This window comes from uncultured Pigmentiphaga sp. (assembly GCF_937950555.1).
Lineage (GTDB): Bacteria > Pseudomonadota > Gammaproteobacteria > Burkholderiales > Burkholderiaceae_B > Pigmentiphaga.
On record NZ_CALFCW010000069.1, the window covers coordinates 59,600 to 79,429 of the forward strand.

The window sequence follows — 19,830 nt, forward strand, 5'->3', positions numbered from 1 at the left end:
CGCCTGCAGGGATTGACCCCATGAAGTTCCGCAAATTCATCGCTGCCACCACGCGGGATTGCCTGCGCATGATGCGCGAAGCGCTGGGGGCGGATGCCTTGATCGTCTCCACCCGCCGTACGAGCGCCGGCGTGGAAGTGGTCGGCATACGCGCCCAGGACATGCCGCTCGCCGAGGATCCCGCCGTTGATGCCGGCACGCCCGCGGCATCCGCGCCCGCGCAGGAGCAGCCGGCCCCGGCCGCAGCCACCGCGCCGGCCTTGTGGGACGATATGGAAGAAGAGTCCGTGCGCCTGTCGCCGGCGGCCCGCGTGCTGGCCCAGCATGAGGAAAAAGAGCACGCGTCCCGCCCTGCGGTGCCGCCATCCCCGACGGCGGAAGCGGTGCCCTTGGCCAGTTGGCCGCGCGTCGATGCGGCCGAGATTCCGCACCTGGTGCGCGGCAGCGGCGAGTTTGCCGACCAGGCGCATGCCATGGCAGTGGCGGCGGCCGAGCGCGAGACCGCCAAGCCGGTGCTGCGTCTCGGGGCGCCACGCGGGGAGGCGGAGAAGCGCGCGCCGCACCGGAGCGGGCCAAAGCCTTCGGGCGTGCAGGTGGCGCATCGCGCCGCCGCACCGTCGCGGCTCGATGAACAGGACCGCGAAGAGCTGGCCAGCCGCGTGGCCGAACCCATCGTCAGCGAAATGCGCTCGATGCGCGACTGGCTGGCTCACCAAATGGATGCCATGGCGTGGCGCGACAGTGCGCAGCGCCAACCGCTGCGGCGCGAAATATGGCGCCGCATGGTCGATTGCGGATTCACCCCGGAGCTCGCCCGCTCCGTGGCCACCCATTTGCCGGCCTCCCATGCGCCGGAAGAGGGCGAGCGTTGGCTGGCCGAGGTCCTGGTGCGCAATCTTGCATGCGTCGATGCGCAGGCCAACATCGTGGAGCAGGGTGGGCGCTATGCCATCGTCGGGCCAACCGGCGTGGGCAAGACCACCACCGCGGCTAAGATCGCCGCCCATTGCGTCGTCAAGTACGGCGCCGGGTCGCTGGGCCTGATCTCGACCGACCAGCAGCGCATCGGGGCGGTGGACCAGCTCCGTACCTTTGGCCGCATGCTCGGCGTGGAGGTTTACGTTGCGCGCGGCGGCAGCGAGCTGGAAGTACTCTTGGGCAGTATGGCCGACCGCCGGCTCGTTCTCATCGATACCGCGGGCGTGAGCCAGCGCGACGCGCAGATCGGCGAGCACCTGCGCGTGCTAGACGCCGAAGGCGTGCAACGCCTGCTGGTGGTTCCGGGCGGCTCCCATGCCGAACAGGCCGAGGACATCGTGCGGGCCTATTCGGCCGGTGGGCTGGCGGGCATGATCGTCTCCAAGCTGGACGAAGCGGTGCGCCTGGGCGGTGTGCTGGACGCGGCGATCCGCCACCGGGTGCCGCTGCACTACATGACCAACGGGCAGTGCGTGCCCGAAGACATCCACGCGGCCAATGCGCGCCTGCTCGTGCATCGTGCCCTGCGGGCGCGCAACGCCCGGGTGTTCGCGCTGGAAGCGGAAGAGCTCGAATGGGCGATGGCGGCGCCCGCGCCAGCATGGCAGCCCTCTGCGCCATCGCAGACCGCAGCGGCCTAATTCATGACGCATCGCATCCCCACCGACGAATTTTTGCGGCGAGAAACGAATGTATACGCGTGAAGGAACCCTGGCGCGCGAGATGAACATCGAGCAGTACGTGCCGCTGGTCAGGCGCATGGCGCATCACATGGTGGCGCGCCTGCCCGCGAGCGTGCAGATCGAAGACCTGATGCAGGCCGGGATGCTGGGGCTGCTCGATGCCCTCGGACGCTTCGAGGAAGGGCTGGGGGCGCAGTTCGAAACGTACGCAACGCAGCGCATACGCGGCGCCATGCTGGATGAACTGCGCCGGGGCGACTGGCTGCCGCGCGGCGTGCGCCAGGTCCAGCGCAAGATCGAAGCCGCGATGCATCGCTGCGAACACCAGCTGGGCCGCGCGCCGACGGATGCCGAGATGGCTGCGGCCATGGAAGTGAGCCTGGCCGAATACCAGCAGATGCTGGCCGAGGCACGCGGCGTGCAGCTGTACTACTACGAAGACTTCGACGGCGACGACGACGCGGACGGCTATCTCGAGCGGCATGTACCGGTCGACGACAGCAGCGATCCGCACCTTCGCCTGTCCGACCAGCGCTTCCGCGAAGCCGTCGTACAGGGCATCGAGCGCCTGCCCGAGCGCGAAAAGCTCGTCATGGGCATGTATTACGAGCAGGAGATGAACTTCAAGGAAATCGCGGCGGTGCTGGGCGTGACCGAGTCGCGCATATGCCAGCTCCATTCGCAGGCCGTTTCGCGCCTGCGCACGCGGTTGAAGGATTGGAGTCGCTAGCCGTGCCCAAGCCTAGCGGGAGAGCTGGCCGCTGCTCGAATAGGAAAGCTCGGCACCGCTGAGCTGGGCCAGGGCGGCCAGCCGCGCCGAGGCGGCGGCGGTGTTGAGGGTGGAGAGCTCCGCTGCGATCTTGATCGGTTCAAGGATGGCCGCGAGCCGCGCCTGCCAGCCCTCGCGCACGTGGGGCTCCGCAGCCTGCAGGGAGGGAAGGGCATGGGGGAGGGCGCGCTGCACCTCCAGTATTCGTAGGCTCAAGGCCTGGGTGGCTTGGTCGATGCGGTTCGTGTCGCGGCCCGTGACGGCCTCGCTCAGCGCCTGGGCGGCAAAGGCGCAGCGGTCCACGACGGCGGAGAATTCCTCGAGCCTCATGCCTTGTGTGCGAGGGCGCGTTCGATTTCCAAGAGGCGGTCGGCCACGGCTTCGGCGTTGACGGTGAATTCGCCGTTGCGTATGGCCTGCTTGATGCGTTCGACCTGCTCCGCATTGAAAGGGACTTCACCCGCGCCGGGCTGGCCGGTGGCCAGCTGCGAGAGCTGGACCAGGGATTCCGCCGGGCCGGAGGCCGCGGGCTGGGCGGGCACGGCGTGACGGGCTTCCGCGGCCGCAGCAGGGCGCGAAACCTTGACCGATTCGGGACCCTTAGGGGTGATCTTCACGATGATGTTCCATCCGGTTGCCGTTGCAGACAGGCGCACCTGTCTTGGGCGATAAGCCCTTATCGGCGCATTCGGGGGAAAACTTTAGCACCGGGGCCGTGCGGCACCGAAGGCGGACGCAACAGAATGTAAGCGGGATGGGGTTAGAGATTGACCTCGATCTCGCGGTCTTCCCGCAGGATGCCTGCTACCGTGCGCCCGGTGTCGAGCTGGACCCGGGCAGGCTGGCCGGGCCGGGCGGCATGGAGCATTTTGCCGGAAGCCTTGATGGTGAACCCGACCCCGCTCAGCACGACCTGCACCGGGTCGCCAGGCCCGAGCTGCGAGCGCGACTGCAGGGCCGCGGGCGGAATGGGCTCGCCTGCCTTGAGGGGGCGGGTCGTCGTCGCGCCTTCCAGTTGAAGCGGGTCGGTCATCACGCCGCGCGGCCAGGCGGCGATGTTCACTTCCGCGAGTGACCAGTCGTTTTCGCGCAAGACGGTGCCCGCGGGCAGCGGCCGGTTGGGAACCGGTACCGGTACGTATACCGAGACTTCGGCGGGAATGCGCACTTGCCAGGGTTGTTGCGCGCAGCGCATGCCAATGGCGGTCTTGCCCAGGGGCCGGCCGCCGGGCGGGAGGAAGACCTGGGGTGAGCACGGCGCTTGGGCAAGCCGTTCGGCCGCCTGTCCGGATATCTGGATGTCGATGCGCCCGCCCAGGGCGCCGGCGGCGGAGGCGGCACGCGCTTCGAGCAGCTTGCGTCCCCGTTCGATGAGCTCGGGCGCAGTGCCCGGTTCAGCCCACGCCGGCGAGGCGCCGATCGAGGTCAGGACGAGGGCGAGGGCCGCGGCGCAGCCGGAGCGTTTCATGGAATGGCAGCCTTTTTCCTAAGCAAAGGGGCGGTGGAGGAAAACTCTAGCGCGCGTGGACGGGAAGGAAGGGAAAAACAAGAACGGAAAAGGTGGCTTACTCCCGCTTTCCCCGTGACGGGGAACGCGAATAATGGCCAGACCTGCGAAAGGCTTTACCGCCTCACGCGTGTACAGGAGGTCATGTGATCAGCCGCATCGGCGAAGAACTGATGTTCAACGCGCAAGCCCTGACGCTGCGCGCCCAGCGCCAGGAGGTTTTGGCGTCCAACCTGGCCAATGCCGAGACGCCCAATTACAAGGCGCGGGATTTCGATTTCGGCGCTGCGCTGCGCGCGGCGACCGGCACGCCCGAGCCGGACGCTTCGCTCGCGCCCTTGCGCATGGCCACGACCAACGCCCGCCACCTTCGGGGCGAGGCCAGCGCCGGCTTGCCCGTGGCGCTCCAATACCGCACGCCCGCCCAGGCATCCATCGACGGCAACACCGTCGATCCCGACCTGGAGCGTACGCGTTTCGCCGACAACGCGCTGCGCTATGACGCGGCGCTGCGCATGCTGAACGGGCAGATCCAGACCCTCCAGCGCGCCATCCAGAACAATTGAGATCGAGCGAGGCTGTCGCAACATGTCCATGAACAAAGCTTTCGAGATCGCCGGCACGGCGCTCGTCGCCAACAGCCAGCGCCTGAACGCCGTGGCGAGCAACCTGGCCAATGCCGAAAGCGTGAGCGGCCCCGATGGCGAGGTGTACCGCGCCCGCAAGGTCGTATTCGAGTCTTACCTCGTCCCGGGTGGCACGGACGGCGCCAGGGGCGTGCGCGTGCGCGAGGTCGCGACCGACCCGTCGCCTCCCAAGCGCATCTATGACCCCCGGCACCCCATGGCTGATGCAGAAGGCTACGTCAGCATGCCCAACGTGGAGGTCGTGGACGAGATGGTGGACATGATCGCCGCCTCGCGCGCCTATCAAACCAACGTCGAGGTCATGAACACGGCGAAGACCTTGATGCAGAAAACCCTGACCCTCGGCAGTTAAGGAATCGTCATGGCCGTATCCAGCATTACCGGCAGCAACCTCGCCACATCCGGCAATTCGCTCAGCGCAACGTCCGCCGAAGAGCTGTCGAACCGCTTCCTCACCATGCTGACTGCGCAGATGCGCAATCAGGACCCGCTCAATCCGCTGGACAACGCCGAACTGACCTCGCAGCTCGCGCAGATCAGCACCGTCTCCGGCATCAGCCAGCTCAATACCACCATGCAGTGGCTGGGCTACAGCCTGGGCAGCCTCCAGGCCACGCAGGCCGCTACGCTCATTGGGCGCAAGGTCATGCTCTCGGGCGATGACCTCACCCTCGCGGACGGCAAGGCCGAGGGTGGCTACGTGCTCAGCATTCCGGTGGAGAAAGCCGAGCTCGTCATCAAGAACGCCGATGGCGTCGAGGTCGCGCGTCGCAGCCTGGACAAAGTCGACGCAGGCGTGCACCGGTTCACCTGGGACGGCAAGGACGGCAAGGGCAATACGCTGCCCGACGGGGAATACAAGTTCGAGGTCCAGGTGGGCGAAGGCGCGCAGGTCGGCGCGGCGCCGCCGCTCACTGTGTCCGAGATCACCTCGGTGCGCCCCTCGGCGGGCGCCACCACCGTCGTCGACGCCAAGGGCAACGTCGTCAACCTGTCGGACGTCTACCAGGTCTGGTAGCGGCGCGACCGCCCACGCTTCATTTTCCGGATACAGCATCACACAGCAAGGAACCCGTCATGAGTTTCCAGCAGGCACTGAGCGGCCTGAATGCCGCCAGCAAAAATCTCGACGTGATCGGCAACAACGTCGCCAACGCCAATACCGTGGGTTTCAAGGCGTCGCGCGCGGAGTTCGCCGACGTGTACGCGTCCACGGTGATGGGGACTTTCTCCAACAACATAGGCATAGGCACCAAGCTCAACGCCGTCTCGCAGATCTTCACGCAGGGCGCGATCTCGGTCACCTCCAATCCGTTCGACGTCGCGATCTCCGGCGAAGGCTTTTTCCGGATGGACAACAACGGGAGCATCGTCTATTCGCGCAATGGCCAGTTCCACTTGGATGCGAACGGTTATCTCGTCAATGCCAACGGGCTGCGCCTGACCGGCTACGCGGCTGACGAAAACGGCAACATCAACGCCGCGGCACCCCAGCCGCTGCGGCTGACGGTCAGCTCCATCGAGGCGCGGGGCACGACCGAGGTCGTACAGGGGGCGGTCCTCGATTCGCGTTCACCGGTCATCGACCGGGCCACCACGCCGTTCGACCCGAACGATTCGACTACCTACACCCACGCCACTTCCATTGCGATCTACGATTCCCTGGGCAACACCCATACGCTGTCTACGTTCTACGTGAAGCGCGGGCCGGGCGAATGGGACGTCTACACGGCGCTCAATGGCACGACCACGCCCGATCCGGACGACCCCTCCCTGCCCAGCGTCCATACCTTGTTCTTCGACGCGGCTGGCAAGATCGACCTGGACAAGACCGATAGCCGCGGCGTGTTCAACGTCCGCGTGGACGGGGCGACCCTCGGCACCGGCGCCACCGACCTAGAGTTCGAATACAACCTGGTGGCCACCTCCCAGACTGGCCAGGCATTCAGCAACGAGCTGCAGCGCCAGAACGGCTATACCTCGGGGCGCCTGACCAGCTTCACGATCGACGAGAATGGCGTGCTCAAGGCCAATTACTCGAACCAGCAGTCGCGCGCGCAAGGGCAGATCGTGCTGGTGTCTTTCGTCAACCCCCAGGGGCTGGTGCCCGCCGGCGGCAACAACTTCCTCGAGACCATGCTCTCGGGCACGCCGCGCCTTGGCGTGCCGGGGTCGAGCAACTTCGGCACGGTCGTGTCGGGCGCGCTCGAAGACGCTAACGTCGACCTGACGGCCGAACTGGTCAACATGATCACCGCCCAACGCGTCTACCAGGCAAACGCCCAGTCCATCAAGACCCAGGACTCGGTGATGCAGACCCTGGTCAACATGCGCTGACGGATAGCGAGCGATCATGGACAGAGCCCTCTACATCGCGGCGACCGGCGCGCGCGAACTGATGCGGCGGCAGGACGTTCAGACCAACAACCTCTCGAACGCGCTGACTCCCGGTTTCCGTGCGGAGATCGCGGCGCAGCGCACTGCGCCCGTGGTGGGCGGGCCCGGCCTGCGCACGCGCGCCTACGCCGTGGAGTCCACGCCGGGCGCCGACATGTCGCCCGGCGCGATGATGGCAACTGGGCGCGAACTCGACGTGGCGGTGCAGGGCGACGGCTGGTTCGCGGTCCGCACGGCAGACGGCGGCGAGGCGTACACCCGGGCCGGCAGCTTCCAGACCACGCCCGACGGCATGCTGGTGGATGCCGCGGGGCGCCCGGTGCTGGATCCCAATGGCGAGTTCATCATGATCCCGCCCGACGCGAAGGTGCAGGTCAATACCGACGGCTCGATCTCCACCGTGCCCGAGGTGGACCGCGTGATGGCGGCGCAGGTCGGCAATCTCAAGCTGGTCAACCCGCCTGCCGCCGCGCTCGAGCGTAGCCCCGACGGCTTGTTCCGGCTGAGGGACGGCGGCGTCGCGCCGCATGCCGAGGAGGTGAGGGTAGCCGGTGGCATGCTCGAGGGCAGCAACGTGAACGCCGTGGGCACGCTGGTCGAGATGATCGCCGCCGCGCGGCACTACGACATGCAGGTGCAGCTCATGCAGAACAGCGAGCAGAACCAGCGCGCGGCCACGCAAATCCTCTCCATGAGCTAGCGGCTCTGGGCGGGCAACGTTTTTCTAGACATTCGGAAGTAGGTAGCAGTGCGGCAAGCGCCGCGATAAAGGACAAGCATCATGATGCGTTCGCTCTGGATCGCCAAGACCGGCCTGGATGCGCAGCAGACTCAGCTAGACGTGATCTCGAACAACCTGGCCAACGTGAGCACCAACGGCTACAAGCGCTCGCGCGCGGTGTTCGAGGACCTCCTCTACCAGACCATGCGGCCGGCGGGCACGCAGACGACGCAGCAGAACCAGGTACCCGCGGGCCTGACGCTGGGCACGGGTTCACGGCCGGTCGCGACGGTGCGCAATTATTCGCAGGGTGCGTTGCAGCAGACCGACAGCAGCTTCGACTTGGCCATCAACGGCGCCGGCTTCTTCCAGGTCCAACTGCCAGACGGCACGCTGGCCTATACGCGCGACGGCAGTTTCCAGATCGACAGCCAGGGCCAGCTCGTCACCAACAACGGCCTGGTGATTGATCCGGGCATCGTCGTGCCAGAGGGCGTGAAGGAGGTCGCCATCGGCCAGGACGGCGTCGTGACCGCGACCCTGCCTGGCCAGACCCAGCCCGTGCAGCTCGGCCAATTGCAGTTGGCCACCTTCATCAATCCGGCCGGCCTGCAGCCCATGGGCCAGAACCTGTTCACGGAAACCGCGGCCTCGGGTGTTCCGGTCGTGAACGTGCCGGGCACCAACGGCGCGGGCCTGATCAACCAGGGGTACGTCGAGGCTTCCAACGTCAACGTGGTCGAGGAGCTGGTGGGCATGATCCAGACCCAGCGCGCCTACGAGATCAATTCGCGCGCGATCTCCACCTCCGACCAGATGTTGCAGCGCATTTCGCAGCTCTGAGGCGCAGGCGCATGATCGAGGCATTCAGCGTGAAGATCGCGCGCGTGGCGGCGCGGGCCGCCGCCCTGGCTGCGGCATGCATGCTCGCCGCCTGTTCCACGCCCAAGGTGGACATCGACGAGCAGACGACGGCACGGCCGGTGGACCCCGTGGTTTTCAACGCCAATCGCCGCCCCACGGGCGGCATCTTCAGCACCGCGCCGACGTACCGCCCGCTGTTCGAAGACGTGCGGGCGCGCAACGTCGGCGACACCCTGGTCGTGCGCCTGGAAGAGCACATCAATTCGACCCAGCGCAACAACACCTCTGCGCAGCGCACGGCATCGACCTCTGTCGGATTGCCAACCATCAACCGCCTGCCCGGCGCCGGTGCGCTGCGCGGGCTTGGCCTCGAAGGCGGAAGCGACAACAAGTTCAATGCGCGCGGCGAGACCGGCGCTTCTAACATTTTGTCCGGGACGATCGCGGTCACGGTGGTCGAGGTGTTGCCCAACGGCAACCTGCGCGTGGCGGGAGAAAAGCAGATCGGCACCAACCGCGAAACCGAGCGCGTGCGCTTCTCCGGCGTGGTCAACCCGGCCCACATCGTCGGAGGGAACTCCGTCAGCTCCACCCAGGTTGCCGATGCGCGCATCGAGTATCGCGGCCAGGGCGCCATCAGTGAAGCCCAGACCGTGGGTTGGCTGTCGCGCTTCTTCTTCTCGTTCCTGCCGTTCTGAATGGGGCGATGATGGATTGCCGTTTTCGTTTCCGTTTCTGCATCATCCGGTTCCTGGTGCTCGCCTCGTGCGCATGGCTGCCGTTCACGCCCGTGGCGCAAGCAGCACGCGTCAAAGACCTCGCCACCGTACAGGGCGTGCGCAACAACCAGCTCGTGGGCTACGGGCTGGTCGTGGGCTTGGACGGCACGGGCGACCAGACGACGCAGACGCCTTTCACCACGCAGTCGCTGATGTCCATGCTGTCCAACCTGGGCATCAATGTTCCGCCGGGCACGCGCCTGCAGCTCAAGAACGTGGCGGCGGTCATGGTCACGGCGACCCTGCCGCCGTTTGCGCAGCCCGGCCAGCAGCTCGACGTCACCGTGAGCTCCATGGGCAACGCGAAATCGCTGCGCGGCGGCACCTTGCTGATGACGCCCCTGAAAGGGTTGGACGGGCAGGTCTATGCCATCGCCCAAGGCAGCGTCTCGGTAGGCGGCGCAGGCGCATCGGCGGCGGGCAGCCGGACGCAGGTCAATCATTTGAGCGCCGGTCGCATTCCGTCCGGTGCAACGGTCGAGCGCGAAGTGCCGACGCCGTTTTCCGACGACGGCGTCTTGCGCCTGGAGCTGACGACGGCCGATTTTTCCACGGCGCGTGCCATGGCGGATGCGATCAACCGCAACTTCGGCGCGGGCACGGCCACGGCGCTCGACGGCCGCGTCATCGAACTGCGCGCGCCGTCCCTGCCGGATGCGCGGGTCGCATTCATGGCGCAGGTCGAGAATCTCGAGGTGGCAGGCAGCCGGGCGCCGGCGCGCGTGGTGATCAATGCGCGGACGGGGTCGGTCGTGATGAACCAGAGCGTGCGCCTTGCGCCCGTGGCGGTGGCGCACGGCAACCTGAGCGTCTCGGTCAGCGCCACGCCCGTCATCAGCCAGCCTGCGCCATTCTCGGGCGGACAGACCGTGGTGACGCAGCGAGCCGACATCGAGGTCAAGCAGGCGGGCGGGCAAATCGTTCACCTGGATGGCGGGGCACAGCTGGCCGACGTGGTCAAGGCGCTCAACATGCTGGGGGCGACGCCGCAAGACCTGATTTCGATCCTCCAGGCCCTCAAGACCGCCGGCGCGTTGACCGCCGAATTGGAGATCATCTGATGCGCAAGCTCGAAGGGGCCGCGGCAAGCCTGGCCGTCGATGCACGCTCGCTGGAAAGCCTCAAGCAGCAGGCGCGCCGCGACCAATCCGGTGCGGTACGCCAGGCGGCGCGCCAGTTCGAGGCGCAGTTTGCGCAGATGCTGTTGAATCAAATGCGCCAGACGTCCATGGCCGGCAATGGGGCACTGGCGCAGGCGCTCAACAGCCCCGCCTCGCAAACCTGGCGCGGCATGCTCGACCAGCAACTGGCGCAGGCGCTGGCCGGGACCGGCAAGCAGGGCACCATGCCGGAGCGCAGCGGCCTGGGGCTGGCGGACATGCTGGAGAAGCAACTGACCCGACGGACGGTCTCCCCGGAGTCCCTGCGCCGGACCGGCCTGCCTTTGTCCATGTCGACACTGGAGCTGGCGCGCGGCCGCGCGGTCGGTACGCCAACGACGTCGACGAGCGGCATGATAGGCGGCGTCGACGCTTCGGCGTTGACCGGGGCCGCCGCACCGATGCGCCGCATCCAGAACGGCAGGTTCGGGGCGCAGGCTGCCTATGCGGCCGCAGCGCCGGCTAGGCCCGCTCCCGCCTTGGCCGCGCAGGCTTCCACGGAAGACGTCCGGGCCGAGTTCCTGGGCAGGTTCCTGCCCGCGGCCAAGCGTGCAGAGGCGGCCACCGGCATTCCCGCCGCCTACATCCTGGGGCAGGCGGCGCTCGAGTCGGGCTGGGGAAGGCACGAGATCCGCGGTCCGAACGGGGAGCCCAGTCGCAATCTGTTCGGCATCAAGGCCACGGGCTGGGGCGGGCGCACGGTGCGTGCGCGTACCACGGAGTATCGCGACGGAGCGGCCGAACGGGTGATGGCCGAATTCCGAGCCTACGATTCCTACGAGCAAGCTTTCGAAGACTACGCCCGCCTTCTGGCTTCCAATCCGCGCTACGCCAAGGTGCTGCGTTCGGCGGGCAGTGCCGAGCAGTTCGCGCAAGGGCTGCAGCGCGCCGGCTACGCGACCGACCCGCGCTATGCCGAAAAGCTGGGCAGCACCATCCGGCGTGCCATGCAAATCGTCATCTAGCGGCGCACCCGTACGCGGTTCGATGAGGGCAGGCGCCGCGTATCCTCAAGCTTTGCCCGGTACGTCCGTTAAGTGATATATCGCTGCGCGCCTCGACTGCGCGCGTCAGGCAGTCCGCATACGAACATGACCACGACCATCGCCAACATCGCACTATCAGGATTGCGCGCCTCGCAGGCGGGCCTGGCGGTCACCGCCAATAACATCTCCAACCAGGGCACGCCAGGCTATTCCCGGCAGCAGGTCGTCCTGCAGTCGGCCCGGTCCAGCTTCAGCGGCGGAGCGTATCTCGGCCAGGGCGTGGACGTGGTCACCGTGCAGCGCGCCTACAACGAATTCCTCACCGCCCAGGCGAGCCAGTCGGCATCGGCGCTGAGTTACCTCAGCACCTATTCCGACCAGATGAGCGGGCTCATCAACCGGCTCGGTACGCCAGACACCGGCATCAACCAGAGCCTGAACGATTTGTACACCGCCATCAGCCGCTTCAGCCAGAACCCGAACGAGAACGCCTCGCGCCAAGGCGCGCTGGCCGCGGCGCAAGCGGCGGCGACGCGTTTCCGCACTGTGAGCGAAGACCTCGCCACGCTCGGGCAGGGCATCGGCAACCAGGCCGCGGCCACCGTTGGCCAGATCAACCAGCTCGCGCAGAGCATCGCCACCTACAACGCGAAGATCAACGAGGGCTACGCCGCCGGCAACGGCCAGGCCCCGAACGACTTGCTGGACCAGCGCGACGTGCTGCTGCGCGAGCTGGGCAAGCTGGTCGGCATCACGACCAGCGTGCAAGGTTCCAGCGTGAATGTGTACCTGAGCAATGGGCAGCCCCTGGTCCTGGATCACCTCGCGTCGGAAATGCAGATCGACACCCAGGATCCGCATGCTTCCTCCGGGATCCGGCTCTCGCTCAAGGTCGGGGGCTATGCCACCCCCCTGAACCGAAGCGATGTCGCGGGCGGCCAGCTCGGCGCGCTCCTGCAGTTCCGCGAGACCGAGCTCGCCCAGGCCCAGTCGGAGCTGGGGCGGCTTGCCATTGCGATGGTCTCGGCCTACAACCAGCAGCAACAGTTCGGCATCGACCTGTCCGGTCAGCCGGGGCAGGCCTTGTTCAAGCTGGGTAATCCGGTCGCCTTCGGTGCGCGCGGCAATGCCGGCGATGCGCGGGTGGCGGTGAGCATCGCGGATGCCCGGTCGCTCACGGGCAGCGACTACCAGCTGGCGCGGGTGGGTGACGAATATGTGGTGACGCGGCTCGACGACGGTGCCGAGTTTGGTCCGTTCTCGTCGCTGCCGCAGGACGTCGACGGCCTGCGCATCGGGCTCATCGCCGGCGACTTGGCCGATGGCGACACCTTCACCATCGAAGTGGCCAGCCAGGCGGCCGTGGGCCTGGAGGTGCTGCTTACCGACCCCGGCAAGCTGGCCGCCGCCGCGCCCATGCGCCTGGATGTCGCGGCCGGCAACGCAGGGACGGTCGTGGCCTCGCGGCTGCGTTCGGTGGAGTCGTCCAATATCGATTACGGCACCTCGATCACGGTGCGTTTTACATCCGCCTCTGGGTATGAACTGGTGGGCGAAGACGGCTCCGTGCTGTCGTCCGGCACCTTGCAGCCGCCGCAGCAGACCATCGCGTACAACGGCTGGGCCTTCGACGTGTCCGGCACGCCGGCTGCGGGCGACGTGATCACGGTCGTCGCCGATCCGGGAGATCCTTCTGGCGACAACCGCAACGCGCTGGCCCTGGCCGGGCTGGCCACCACCAAGATCGCCGGTGGCAGTACGTTGACCGATTCCTATGCCGCGTTGATCTCCCAGGTCGGCACGCGCGCGGCCTCGATCAACGTCAGCAAGGCGGCCCAGCAGGGCGCGTACGACCAAGCCGTCGCCGCCGAGCAATCGCTGGCGGGGGTCAACCTCGATGAAGAAGGCGCCAACCTCTTGCGTTATCAGCAGGCCTACGCGGCCGCCGGCAAGGTGCTCGGCCTGGCTTCCGAGCTGTTCGACCAGTTGTTGGCCGCCCTTCATTGACATCGCGCGGGGCACGACTAGGCGCGCTTCCCGACACCGAAACCGGACATAGCACCCATGAGAGTCAGCACCAATCAGTTCTACGACAGCAGCATACGCGCCATCAACAGCCAGCAGAGTGCATTGATGCAGGTTTCGCAGCAGCTATCCGCCCAACGCAAGCTGCTGACTCCTTCCGACGACCCGGTGGCGGCCAGCCGCGAGGTAGCCCTGGAGGCAACGCGGCAGGCCAACGAGCAAATGCTGCGTAACCAGGCCGACGCCAAGGGTATGCTCGAAGCGACCGAAAACTACTTGGTCGAGGCCGGCAACACGCTCCAGGCAGCCCTGGCGCGCATCGTGCAGGCGGGTGGCGGTACGCTGAACGAGCAAGACCGGCAATCCATCCTGGCCGACCTGCGGGCGCTGCGCGACCAACTGCTGAGCGTGGCGAACACGCAGGACGAAAACGGCAACTACATCTTCGCCGGCTACAAGCGCGACAACCAGCCCTTCGTGCGGACGGCTGCCGGCGTCGTCTACCAGGGCGATTCCGGCGTGCGCCAAAGCCAGATCGGGCCGAACCGCGTGATCGACGTCAGCTTCTCGGGTCATTACCTGTTCGGCGACATCCCCACGGGGCAGAACGGCTTGGAGGTCAAGGCCGATGGAGCCAACACCGGTAGCGCGACGCTGTCTGCCGGCGTGATCAAGGACAGGCAAGCCTGGAACGCGGCCGCGCCCTTCGGGCCTTATACCATCGAGTTCGGCGCCGACGGCGCGTACACGATCACCGACAGGGACGGCGCCGAAGTCGGCACAGGCTTGCTGGGGGATGGGCAGGTCGTGGAGATGGCGGGCATCCAGGTCAGCTTCAACGGCAGGCCCGCGCAAGGAGACCGGATCACCTTCGGGCCGGCGTCGTCGCAGAGCGTTTTCGATACCCTGGACCAGGCGATCGCCGCGCTGGGCTTGCCCGATACCGGCCACGAATCCACGGCGCGCACGAACGCCTTGTACGAAGTGAACCTGAACTTGAATGCCGCCTTGAACCGCCTGCTCGAGGCCCGTTCTTCCATCGGCAGCCGGCTGAACGAAATCGAGGCGGCCACCACCGCAGGCGAGGCGCGCGGCGACCAGGTCACGGAGGAAATATCGCGCGTGGTAGGATCGGATATCGAAACGATGACGGAACTGACGGGCGAGCTGGCCAAGCGCACGTACACGGTGCAGGCTGCGCAACAGACGTATACGCAGATTGCCCGGCTGTCGATATTCAACTACTTGTAGACGCCTAGAGGACGCTGTGGCGTCGGGACGCGAATGCGCCGCCAGCGCTGTTTTCCGTTCAGCTCGGTGACCCCATGCCACAGGAACCATTCAACATCCTCGTCGTCGACGACGAGCCGCTGAATCTCGAGATCATCTCTGAGCTCTTGTCGGACCCCCGTTATCGCCTGCGATGCGTGCAGGACGGCATCCAGGCCTGGGAGGTGCTGCAGGGCTCCGGCGTCGATTTCGACCTGATCGTCCTTGACCGCATGATGCCGGGCATAGACGGCATCGAGCTGCTTGCGCGCATCCGGTCGGATCGCCGTTTCGCCGATATCCCGGTCATCATGCAGACGGCGGTATCGCATCCCTCCGACGTGCTGGAAGGCATACACCGGGGCGCCTACTATTACCTCACCAAGCCGTACGAGCACGACATGCTCACGGCGGTGGTAGGGGCCGCCATCGAGTTTCGCGCCAAGCAGAAAGGATTGCGGCGCCGGCTTTCCGACGTGCATGACGTGTTCGCACACATGCGGCAGGCGTTGTTCGAGTTCGTCTCGTTGGTGGAGGCCCGCCAGCTCGCTTTTTTCCTGGCCAAGCTGTGTCCTGCACCCGAGGTGGCGGTGATCGGGCTGGCCGAGTTGATGGTCAATGCCGTCGAACACGGCAATCTGGAGATTGGTTTCCAGGAAAAAGGGCGTTTGAGCATGGAGGGCCGCTGGACCGCGGAGATCGAGCGGCGGCTGTCGCTGCCGCCTTACCGGGATCGCGTGGCGACGGTGAGCTTCGAGCGCGGGCCGCAATGGATACGCTTTCGGGTGCGGGACCAGGGCAACGGCTTTGATTGGCGCGAGTACCTGGAGATGTCACCCGACCGGGCGTTCGAGATGCACGGGCGCGGCATTGCGATGGCCAAGGCGTTGACGTTCAAGGACCTGACCTACGAAGACGGTGGGCGCGAGGCGGTGGGGACGATTCCCTTGAACGGATAGATCCGTGCGAGGCATCACAGGGCCTGCCGCAAGCGGGTCCGGCGCCCCGGCAACTCGACGCTGCCGACCTTGGCCAGGCCCCGGGCCCGGTTGCCGCAGGCCCTGATGCCAAGATCTGCCTGCTTTATTCGACGAGCTTGTGCTTGAGCGCGTAGTGCGTCAGCTCCGCGTTGTTCTTGAGCTTCATCTTCTCCAGCAGCCGCGCGCGGTATACCGATACTGTCTTTGGCGAGAGCGACACTTCCTCCGCGATCTGCGTCAGCGTGCGGCCCGAGGCGATCATCACCATGGTCTGGTATTCGCGGTCCGACAACAGCTCGTGAGGCGGGCGCTCGTCGCCCTGGCTGAGGTGCGTGGCCAGCTGCTCGGCCAATTCCGGCGTGATGTATTTCTTGCCGCGCGCAACCGTGCGGATCGCCTCGATGACCATCTCGGGCGGCGAGTTCTTGTGTAGGTAGCCGGCGGCGCCCGCCTTGACGCTGCGCACCGCGTATTGGTCTGCCGGATACATGCTGAGCATCAGCACGGCGATCTTCGGCCAACGCTCGCGCACCTGCTTGAGCCCTTCGAGGCCGCTCTTGCCGGGCATGGAAATGTCCATCAGCACGACGTCCGCCTCGGTCTTGCGCAGCACGTCCAGCAATTCGCCGCAGTCGGCCGCTTCGCCTACCACCGTGATGCCTTCCTCGGCTTGTGCGATCTGGCGCAGGCCGGATCGCACGATGGCATGGTCGTCGGCGAGAACCAGGCGGATCATTCCAGGTCCTCCGGTTCGTGATGGGGATGCTTGCTCCCGTTCGAATTCATGGGTGCTTCCTGAGGATTCAGCGGGATCGAGATCATAAGTGTAGTGCCTCGAAACGGAGGCGTCCCCGTGGTGGGCGATCCGCTGATGTCCATCCATCCGCCCAGGTCGTGGACGCGCTCCATCATGCCGCGTAGGCCGAAAGACGTTTGCTTGCGCAGCGCATCCGACGACAGGCCGATGCCGTTGTCCCGGACTTCCAGGCTCAGGGTGTTGTCGTCGGCGAACAAGTCGACGTCGACCTGGGTGGCCTGCGCATGCTTGAAGACGTTGGTCAGCGCTTCCTGGAAGATGCGGAAAATCGCGATCGATCGCTCCAGGTCCAGGGCCAGGTCGTCCTGGTTGGTGTGGACGTTGACGGCGATGCCGGTGCGCTGCGCAAAGTCGCGGGCCTGCCATTCGATCGCCGCCACGATGCCGAAGTCAAGGACGGGCGGGCGCATGGCCCGCGCGATGCGGGAAATCGCTTCTCCCAGCGAGGCGACCATTTGTTCGGCCTGCTCCAGCAACTTGGCCGTGTCTTGTTCCCGCGAGCGACGTCGCGCCAGCGCCAGGTCGGCGCGGATGCGGGTCACCAGCGCGCCCAGGTCGTCGTGGATTTCGCGCGCGATCTCGGCCCGCTCTTTCTCGCGCAGGCGCTCCGTGTGGCGCGACAGCTCCCGCAATTGGCGCTCGGAGCGGCTCAGTTCGGCCTGTGCGTGGGCCAGGTGCGTGACGTCCGACAGGGCGACGACGCAGCCCGACGGGGGAGACCCGCTGAGCGGGCTGGCCGAGACCAGCAGTTCGTGTTTTTCGCCGCGGGTCTCGATGCTGAACGGCAGGCCGCGCACGGCGGTGCCATCGAGTGCCGGCGCGATGAGCGTGAGTAATTTCCAGGTGTCTTCCTGCGAGGGCAGGGCGAAGGGGCGCGACAGCGCCTGCGCTGCGTTCAGGCCGGTGAGGTCCTCGAAGGCCGGGCTCCACATGGTGACGATGCGCTCGCGCGAGATGGCGAACAGGGCCACCGGCGTTGCCGAAAAGATGGCATTGAGCTGGTCGTGCGCCGAGGCCAGCGCGGTTTCCGCGCGCTGGCGTTGGTCCCGGGTCTGGACTTCGCGCAGTCCGCGCTCGAGTGCGGGAGGCAGCCGGCGCAGGTTGTTCTTCATGACGTAATCGTCGGCACCGGCGCGCATCGCTTCGACGGCGCTCTCTTCGCCGATGGCCCCCGACACGATCAGGAAGGGGCCGCGGAAACCGACTTCCTTGGCGACTTTCAGGGCGCGCAGGCCGCTGAACGTGGGCAGGGAATGATCACTGATGATGGCGTCCCATTCGCGCTCGGCGAGCGCCTGGCGCATGGTGGCCTCGGTATCGACGCAGCGGGCGGTGACGTTCAGCCCCGCGTCCACCAGCACTGCACGCATCAGGGTGAAGTCGGCGAGCGAATCTTCGACGAAGAGAATCGCCAGTTGATGGGGGGTGCGTCCGTCCGTTCCCACCCCGGGATAAGCAGTGCCCGGAGCCGTCATGAAAGGAGGCGGGACTCCGATGGAAAAGGAGCTCTGCGCGAGGACTGGGCCGCGATGGAACATGCTTAATGATTTGCAGAGAGTTGCCGTTAATCCATTTAATGATAGCGTGAGGGCCCGCCGCTGCTTCGTCATGCGGCACCCTCAAGGCGCGTTTTTCAGGGCAAACCGTGACCTCCAGACCTTCTCCTCTGGCCATGGCCGACGGCGCACCGGGCATGTCCGATACTCTGGTCGGAACCGAGTTCGCCTTCAGCAACCAGGATTTCGATCGCATACGCACGCTGTTGCGCCAGCATACCGGCATTTCGCTGTCCGACGCCAAGCGCAGCATGGTGTACAGCCGCCTGGCCAGGCGGCTCCGTGCCACGGGGCGTTCATCGTTCAGTGCTTATCTCGAAGGTTTGCGCGCCGGCGCGCCGGAGTGGGAATACTTCGTCAATGCATTAACGACCAACCTCACGTATTTCTATAGGGAAAGCCATCACTTTCCCATTCTTGCCGCGCACCTGAAGCGGCGGGCCGCCGAGAACAACGGACAGCCCCTGCAGGTCTGGTGCGCAGCGGCCTCCAGTGGTGAAGAAGCATGGACGCTCGCCATCACCGCGGCCGAAGCCTTCAGCAGCCTGGCCCCGCCCGTGCGGATCCTCGCCACCGACCTCGATACGCAGGTCTTGTCCGTCGCGCGGCAGGGGGCATACCGCAGCGACCAGCTGGTTCGGGTTCCCGACGAGCAGGTGCGCCGGTATTTTCGTCCCCAAGGCGACGGCCTCTATGGCGTGCGCCCGGAGCTGCGCGCCCTCGTGAGCTTTCGCCAGCAGAACCTGCTCGATCCGGTATGGCGCGTCCGCGGGCCGCTCGACGCGGTGTTTTGCCGCAACGTCCTCATTTATTTCGACCGCCCCACGCAATTGAACGTGATCGAGCGCATGGCGAGCCTGATGCCTCCGGGCGCGCTGCTTTTCGTCGGGCACTCCGAAAGCTTCTCCCAGGGCCAGCACAAATTCCAGCTACAGGGGCGCACGGTGTATGCACGCGTCCGGGACTGAGGGAGCTGGCATGAGCGGTTGTTCCGCGTACGGGTGCGGAGAAGGCGGGCCGGGAGGGCCTGCGCCGACATACGATCACCGGTTGCTGATCGCGATCGGCGCATCGACGGGCGGCACCGAAGCGCTGCGCGAAGTGCTGGGCGGCTTGCCCCCCGGCTTGCCGCCGGTGGTGATCACCCAGCACATGCCGCCGGGCTTTACGCGCAGCTTCGCCGAGCGGCTAGACAAACATTCGCGGCTGCACGTCAAGGAGGCCGAGCACAACGAGCGCTTGTATCCCGGCTGTGCGTACGTCGCACCAGGCCATGCGCATCTGGCCGTACGCTATCTGCCGCTCGTCGGTTATTACGCGAATCTGTCGGAAGGGGAACCGGTGAATCGCCACCGTCCCTCGGTCGAGGTCTTGTTTCTATCGGTGGCGCGGGCCGCCGGGCCAGGGGCGGTGGCGGTGATGCTGACCGGCATGGGTAAGGACGGCGCGCGCGCCATGCTGGCCCTGCGCGAGGCGGGGGGCTATAACCTGGTCCAGGACGAAGCCACCAGCGTGGTGTTCGGCATGCCCCGCGAGGCCATTGCACTTGGCGCGGCCCACGAGGTCGTGCCGCTGTCCCAGGTCGCGCAGCGCTTGCAGGTGGCGGTCGACGTGCGCCACCGCGCGCTGGCGTTGACGCCGTGGTGATGGGCGCGGCCGGCGGCCGTGGGAATGCGGCATCCGGCCGAACCG

20 protein-coding genes and 1 pseudogene are annotated in these 19,830 nt (G+C 66.5%); 16 read left to right on the plus strand and 5 right to left on the minus strand.

Annotated elements, in window-relative coordinates; translation table 11 throughout:
- Nucleotides 1–20 precede the first annotated feature (20 nt).
- Both flhF and Q0319_RS16425 read left to right on the plus strand, forming a co-directional pair.
- Nucleotides 21–1,619, plus strand: coding sequence for a flagellar biosynthesis protein FlhF (flhF, locus tag Q0319_RS16420; protein WP_299454464.1), 1,599 nt, complete (start codon nucleotides 21–23; stop codon nucleotides 1,617–1,619).
- A gap of 49 nt (nucleotides 1,620–1,668) precedes the next feature.
- On the plus strand, nucleotides 1,669–2,391 hold the full coding sequence (locus tag Q0319_RS16425; RefSeq protein ID WP_296463101.1) for an RNA polymerase sigma factor FliA: 723 nt from the start codon (nucleotides 1,669–1,671) through the stop codon (nucleotides 2,389–2,391).
- Between the two features lie 12 nt (nucleotides 2,392–2,403).
- Here the strand turns inward: Q0319_RS16425 and Q0319_RS16430 are convergent, their stop codons facing one another.
- The 3 genes from Q0319_RS16430 to flgA form a co-directional block, all read right to left on the minus strand.
- Nucleotides 2,404–2,760, minus strand: a complete 357-nt coding sequence (locus Q0319_RS16430) for a hypothetical protein (protein ID WP_296463099.1) — start codon at nucleotides 2,758–2,760, stop codon at nucleotides 2,404–2,406.
- Nucleotides 2,757–3,047 carry a flagellar biosynthesis anti-sigma factor FlgM gene (gene flgM / locus Q0319_RS16435; protein WP_296463098.1) on the minus strand — a complete coding sequence of 97 codons (291 nt, stop codon included), beginning with the start codon at nucleotides 3,045–3,047 and terminating at the stop codon, nucleotides 2,757–2,759. Before flgM ends, Q0319_RS16430 begins: the two co-directional genes overlap by 4 nt.
- Nucleotides 3,048–3,190: 143 nt before the next feature.
- On the minus strand, nucleotides 3,191–3,898 hold the full coding sequence (flgA, locus tag Q0319_RS16440; protein WP_296463095.1) for a flagellar basal body P-ring formation chaperone FlgA: 708 nt from the start codon (nucleotides 3,896–3,898) through the stop codon (nucleotides 3,191–3,193).
- Nucleotides 3,899–4,083: 185 nt separating this feature from the next.
- On the opposite strand from flgA, the gene flgB reads away from it, so the two are divergent.
- The 12 genes from flgB (at nucleotide 4,084) to Q0319_RS16500 (ending at nucleotide 15,744) form a co-directional block, all read left to right on the plus strand.
- Complete coding sequence (flgB, locus tag Q0319_RS16445; RefSeq protein ID WP_296463093.1) at nucleotides 4,084–4,503, plus strand: flagellar basal body rod protein FlgB; 420 nt, start codon at nucleotides 4,084–4,086, stop codon at nucleotides 4,501–4,503.
- A gap of 22 nt (nucleotides 4,504–4,525) precedes the next feature.
- Nucleotides 4,526–4,936, plus strand: coding sequence for a flagellar basal body rod protein FlgC (flgC, locus tag Q0319_RS16450; protein WP_299454470.1), 411 nt, complete (start codon nucleotides 4,526–4,528; stop codon nucleotides 4,934–4,936).
- 9 nt (nucleotides 4,937–4,945) lie between these two features.
- On the plus strand, nucleotides 4,946–5,602 hold the full coding sequence (locus Q0319_RS16455; protein ID WP_296463089.1) for a flagellar hook assembly protein FlgD: 657 nt from the start codon (nucleotides 4,946–4,948) through the stop codon (nucleotides 5,600–5,602).
- Between the two features lie 59 nt (nucleotides 5,603–5,661).
- On the plus strand, nucleotides 5,662–6,921 hold the full coding sequence (flgE, locus tag Q0319_RS16460; protein ID WP_299454473.1) for a flagellar hook protein FlgE: 1,260 nt from the start codon (nucleotides 5,662–5,664) through the stop codon (nucleotides 6,919–6,921).
- A gap of 16 nt (nucleotides 6,922–6,937) precedes the next feature.
- Entirely contained in the window at nucleotides 6,938–7,681 is a 744-nt protein-coding gene (gene flgF, locus Q0319_RS16465; protein ID WP_296463086.1) for a flagellar basal-body rod protein FlgF, read from the plus strand.
- A gap of 81 nt (nucleotides 7,682–7,762) precedes the next feature.
- Nucleotides 7,763–8,545 carry a flagellar basal-body rod protein FlgG gene (gene flgG, locus Q0319_RS16470; RefSeq protein WP_296463084.1) on the plus strand — a complete coding sequence of 261 codons (783 nt, stop codon included), beginning with the start codon at nucleotides 7,763–7,765 and terminating at the stop codon, nucleotides 8,543–8,545.
- 11 nt (nucleotides 8,546–8,556) lie between these two features.
- A complete protein-coding gene (locus tag Q0319_RS16475) occupies nucleotides 8,557–9,264 on the plus strand; it encodes a flagellar basal body L-ring protein FlgH (protein ID WP_296463082.1) in 708 nt (235 codons plus the stop codon).
- An 11-nt stretch (nucleotides 9,265–9,275) separates the two neighbouring features.
- Nucleotides 9,276–10,406 carry a flagellar basal body P-ring protein FlgI gene (locus tag Q0319_RS16480; protein WP_299454660.1) on the plus strand — a complete coding sequence of 377 codons (1,131 nt, stop codon included), beginning with the start codon at nucleotides 9,276–9,278 and terminating at the stop codon, nucleotides 10,404–10,406.
- Nucleotides 10,406–11,470 carry a flagellar assembly peptidoglycan hydrolase FlgJ gene (gene flgJ, locus Q0319_RS16485; RefSeq protein ID WP_299454478.1) on the plus strand — a complete coding sequence of 355 codons (1,065 nt, stop codon included), beginning with the start codon at nucleotides 10,406–10,408 and terminating at the stop codon, nucleotides 11,468–11,470. Before Q0319_RS16480 ends, flgJ begins: the two co-directional genes overlap by 1 nt.
- Nucleotides 11,471–11,596: 126 nt before the next feature.
- Nucleotides 11,597–13,498 (plus strand): flagellar hook-associated protein FlgK, encoded by a 1,902-nt coding sequence (flgK, locus tag Q0319_RS16490; protein ID WP_296463078.1) that lies wholly within the window; start codon nucleotides 11,597–11,599, stop codon nucleotides 13,496–13,498.
- Between the two features lie 57 nt (nucleotides 13,499–13,555).
- Nucleotides 13,556–14,767 carry a flagellar hook-associated protein FlgL gene (flgL, locus tag Q0319_RS16495; protein WP_299454482.1) on the plus strand — a complete coding sequence of 404 codons (1,212 nt, stop codon included), beginning with the start codon at nucleotides 13,556–13,558 and terminating at the stop codon, nucleotides 14,765–14,767.
- Nucleotides 14,768–14,841: 74 nt separating this feature from the next.
- Nucleotides 14,842–15,744, plus strand: a complete 903-nt coding sequence (locus Q0319_RS16500; protein ID WP_299454487.1) for a response regulator — start codon at nucleotides 14,842–14,844, stop codon at nucleotides 15,742–15,744.
- A 124-nt stretch (nucleotides 15,745–15,868) separates the two neighbouring features.
- Here Q0319_RS16500 and Q0319_RS16505 read toward each other — a convergent pair whose 3' ends face one another.
- Both Q0319_RS16505 and Q0319_RS16510 read right to left on the minus strand, forming a co-directional pair.
- Complete coding sequence (locus Q0319_RS16505) at nucleotides 15,869–16,501, minus strand: response regulator transcription factor (RefSeq protein WP_299454490.1); 633 nt, start codon at nucleotides 16,499–16,501, stop codon at nucleotides 15,869–15,871.
- Complete coding sequence (locus Q0319_RS16510; RefSeq protein ID WP_299454493.1) at nucleotides 16,498–18,057, minus strand: response regulator; 1,560 nt, start codon at nucleotides 18,055–18,057, stop codon at nucleotides 16,498–16,500. Before Q0319_RS16510 ends, Q0319_RS16505 begins: the two co-directional genes overlap by 4 nt.
- A 218-nt stretch (nucleotides 18,058–18,275) precedes the next feature.
- On the opposite strand from Q0319_RS16510, the gene Q0319_RS16515 reads away from it, so the two are divergent.
- Both Q0319_RS16515 and Q0319_RS16520 read left to right on the plus strand, forming a co-directional pair.
- Nucleotides 18,276–19,106 (plus strand): protein-glutamate O-methyltransferase CheR, encoded by an 831-nt coding sequence (locus Q0319_RS16515; protein ID WP_299454496.1) that lies wholly within the window; start codon nucleotides 18,276–18,278, stop codon nucleotides 19,104–19,106.
- A gap of 85 nt (nucleotides 19,107–19,191) precedes the next feature.
- Nucleotides 19,192–19,785 (plus strand): annotated as a pseudogene (locus tag Q0319_RS16520) (CheB methylesterase domain-containing protein); the annotation flags it as partial.
- Nucleotides 19,786–19,830 lie beyond the last annotated feature (45 nt).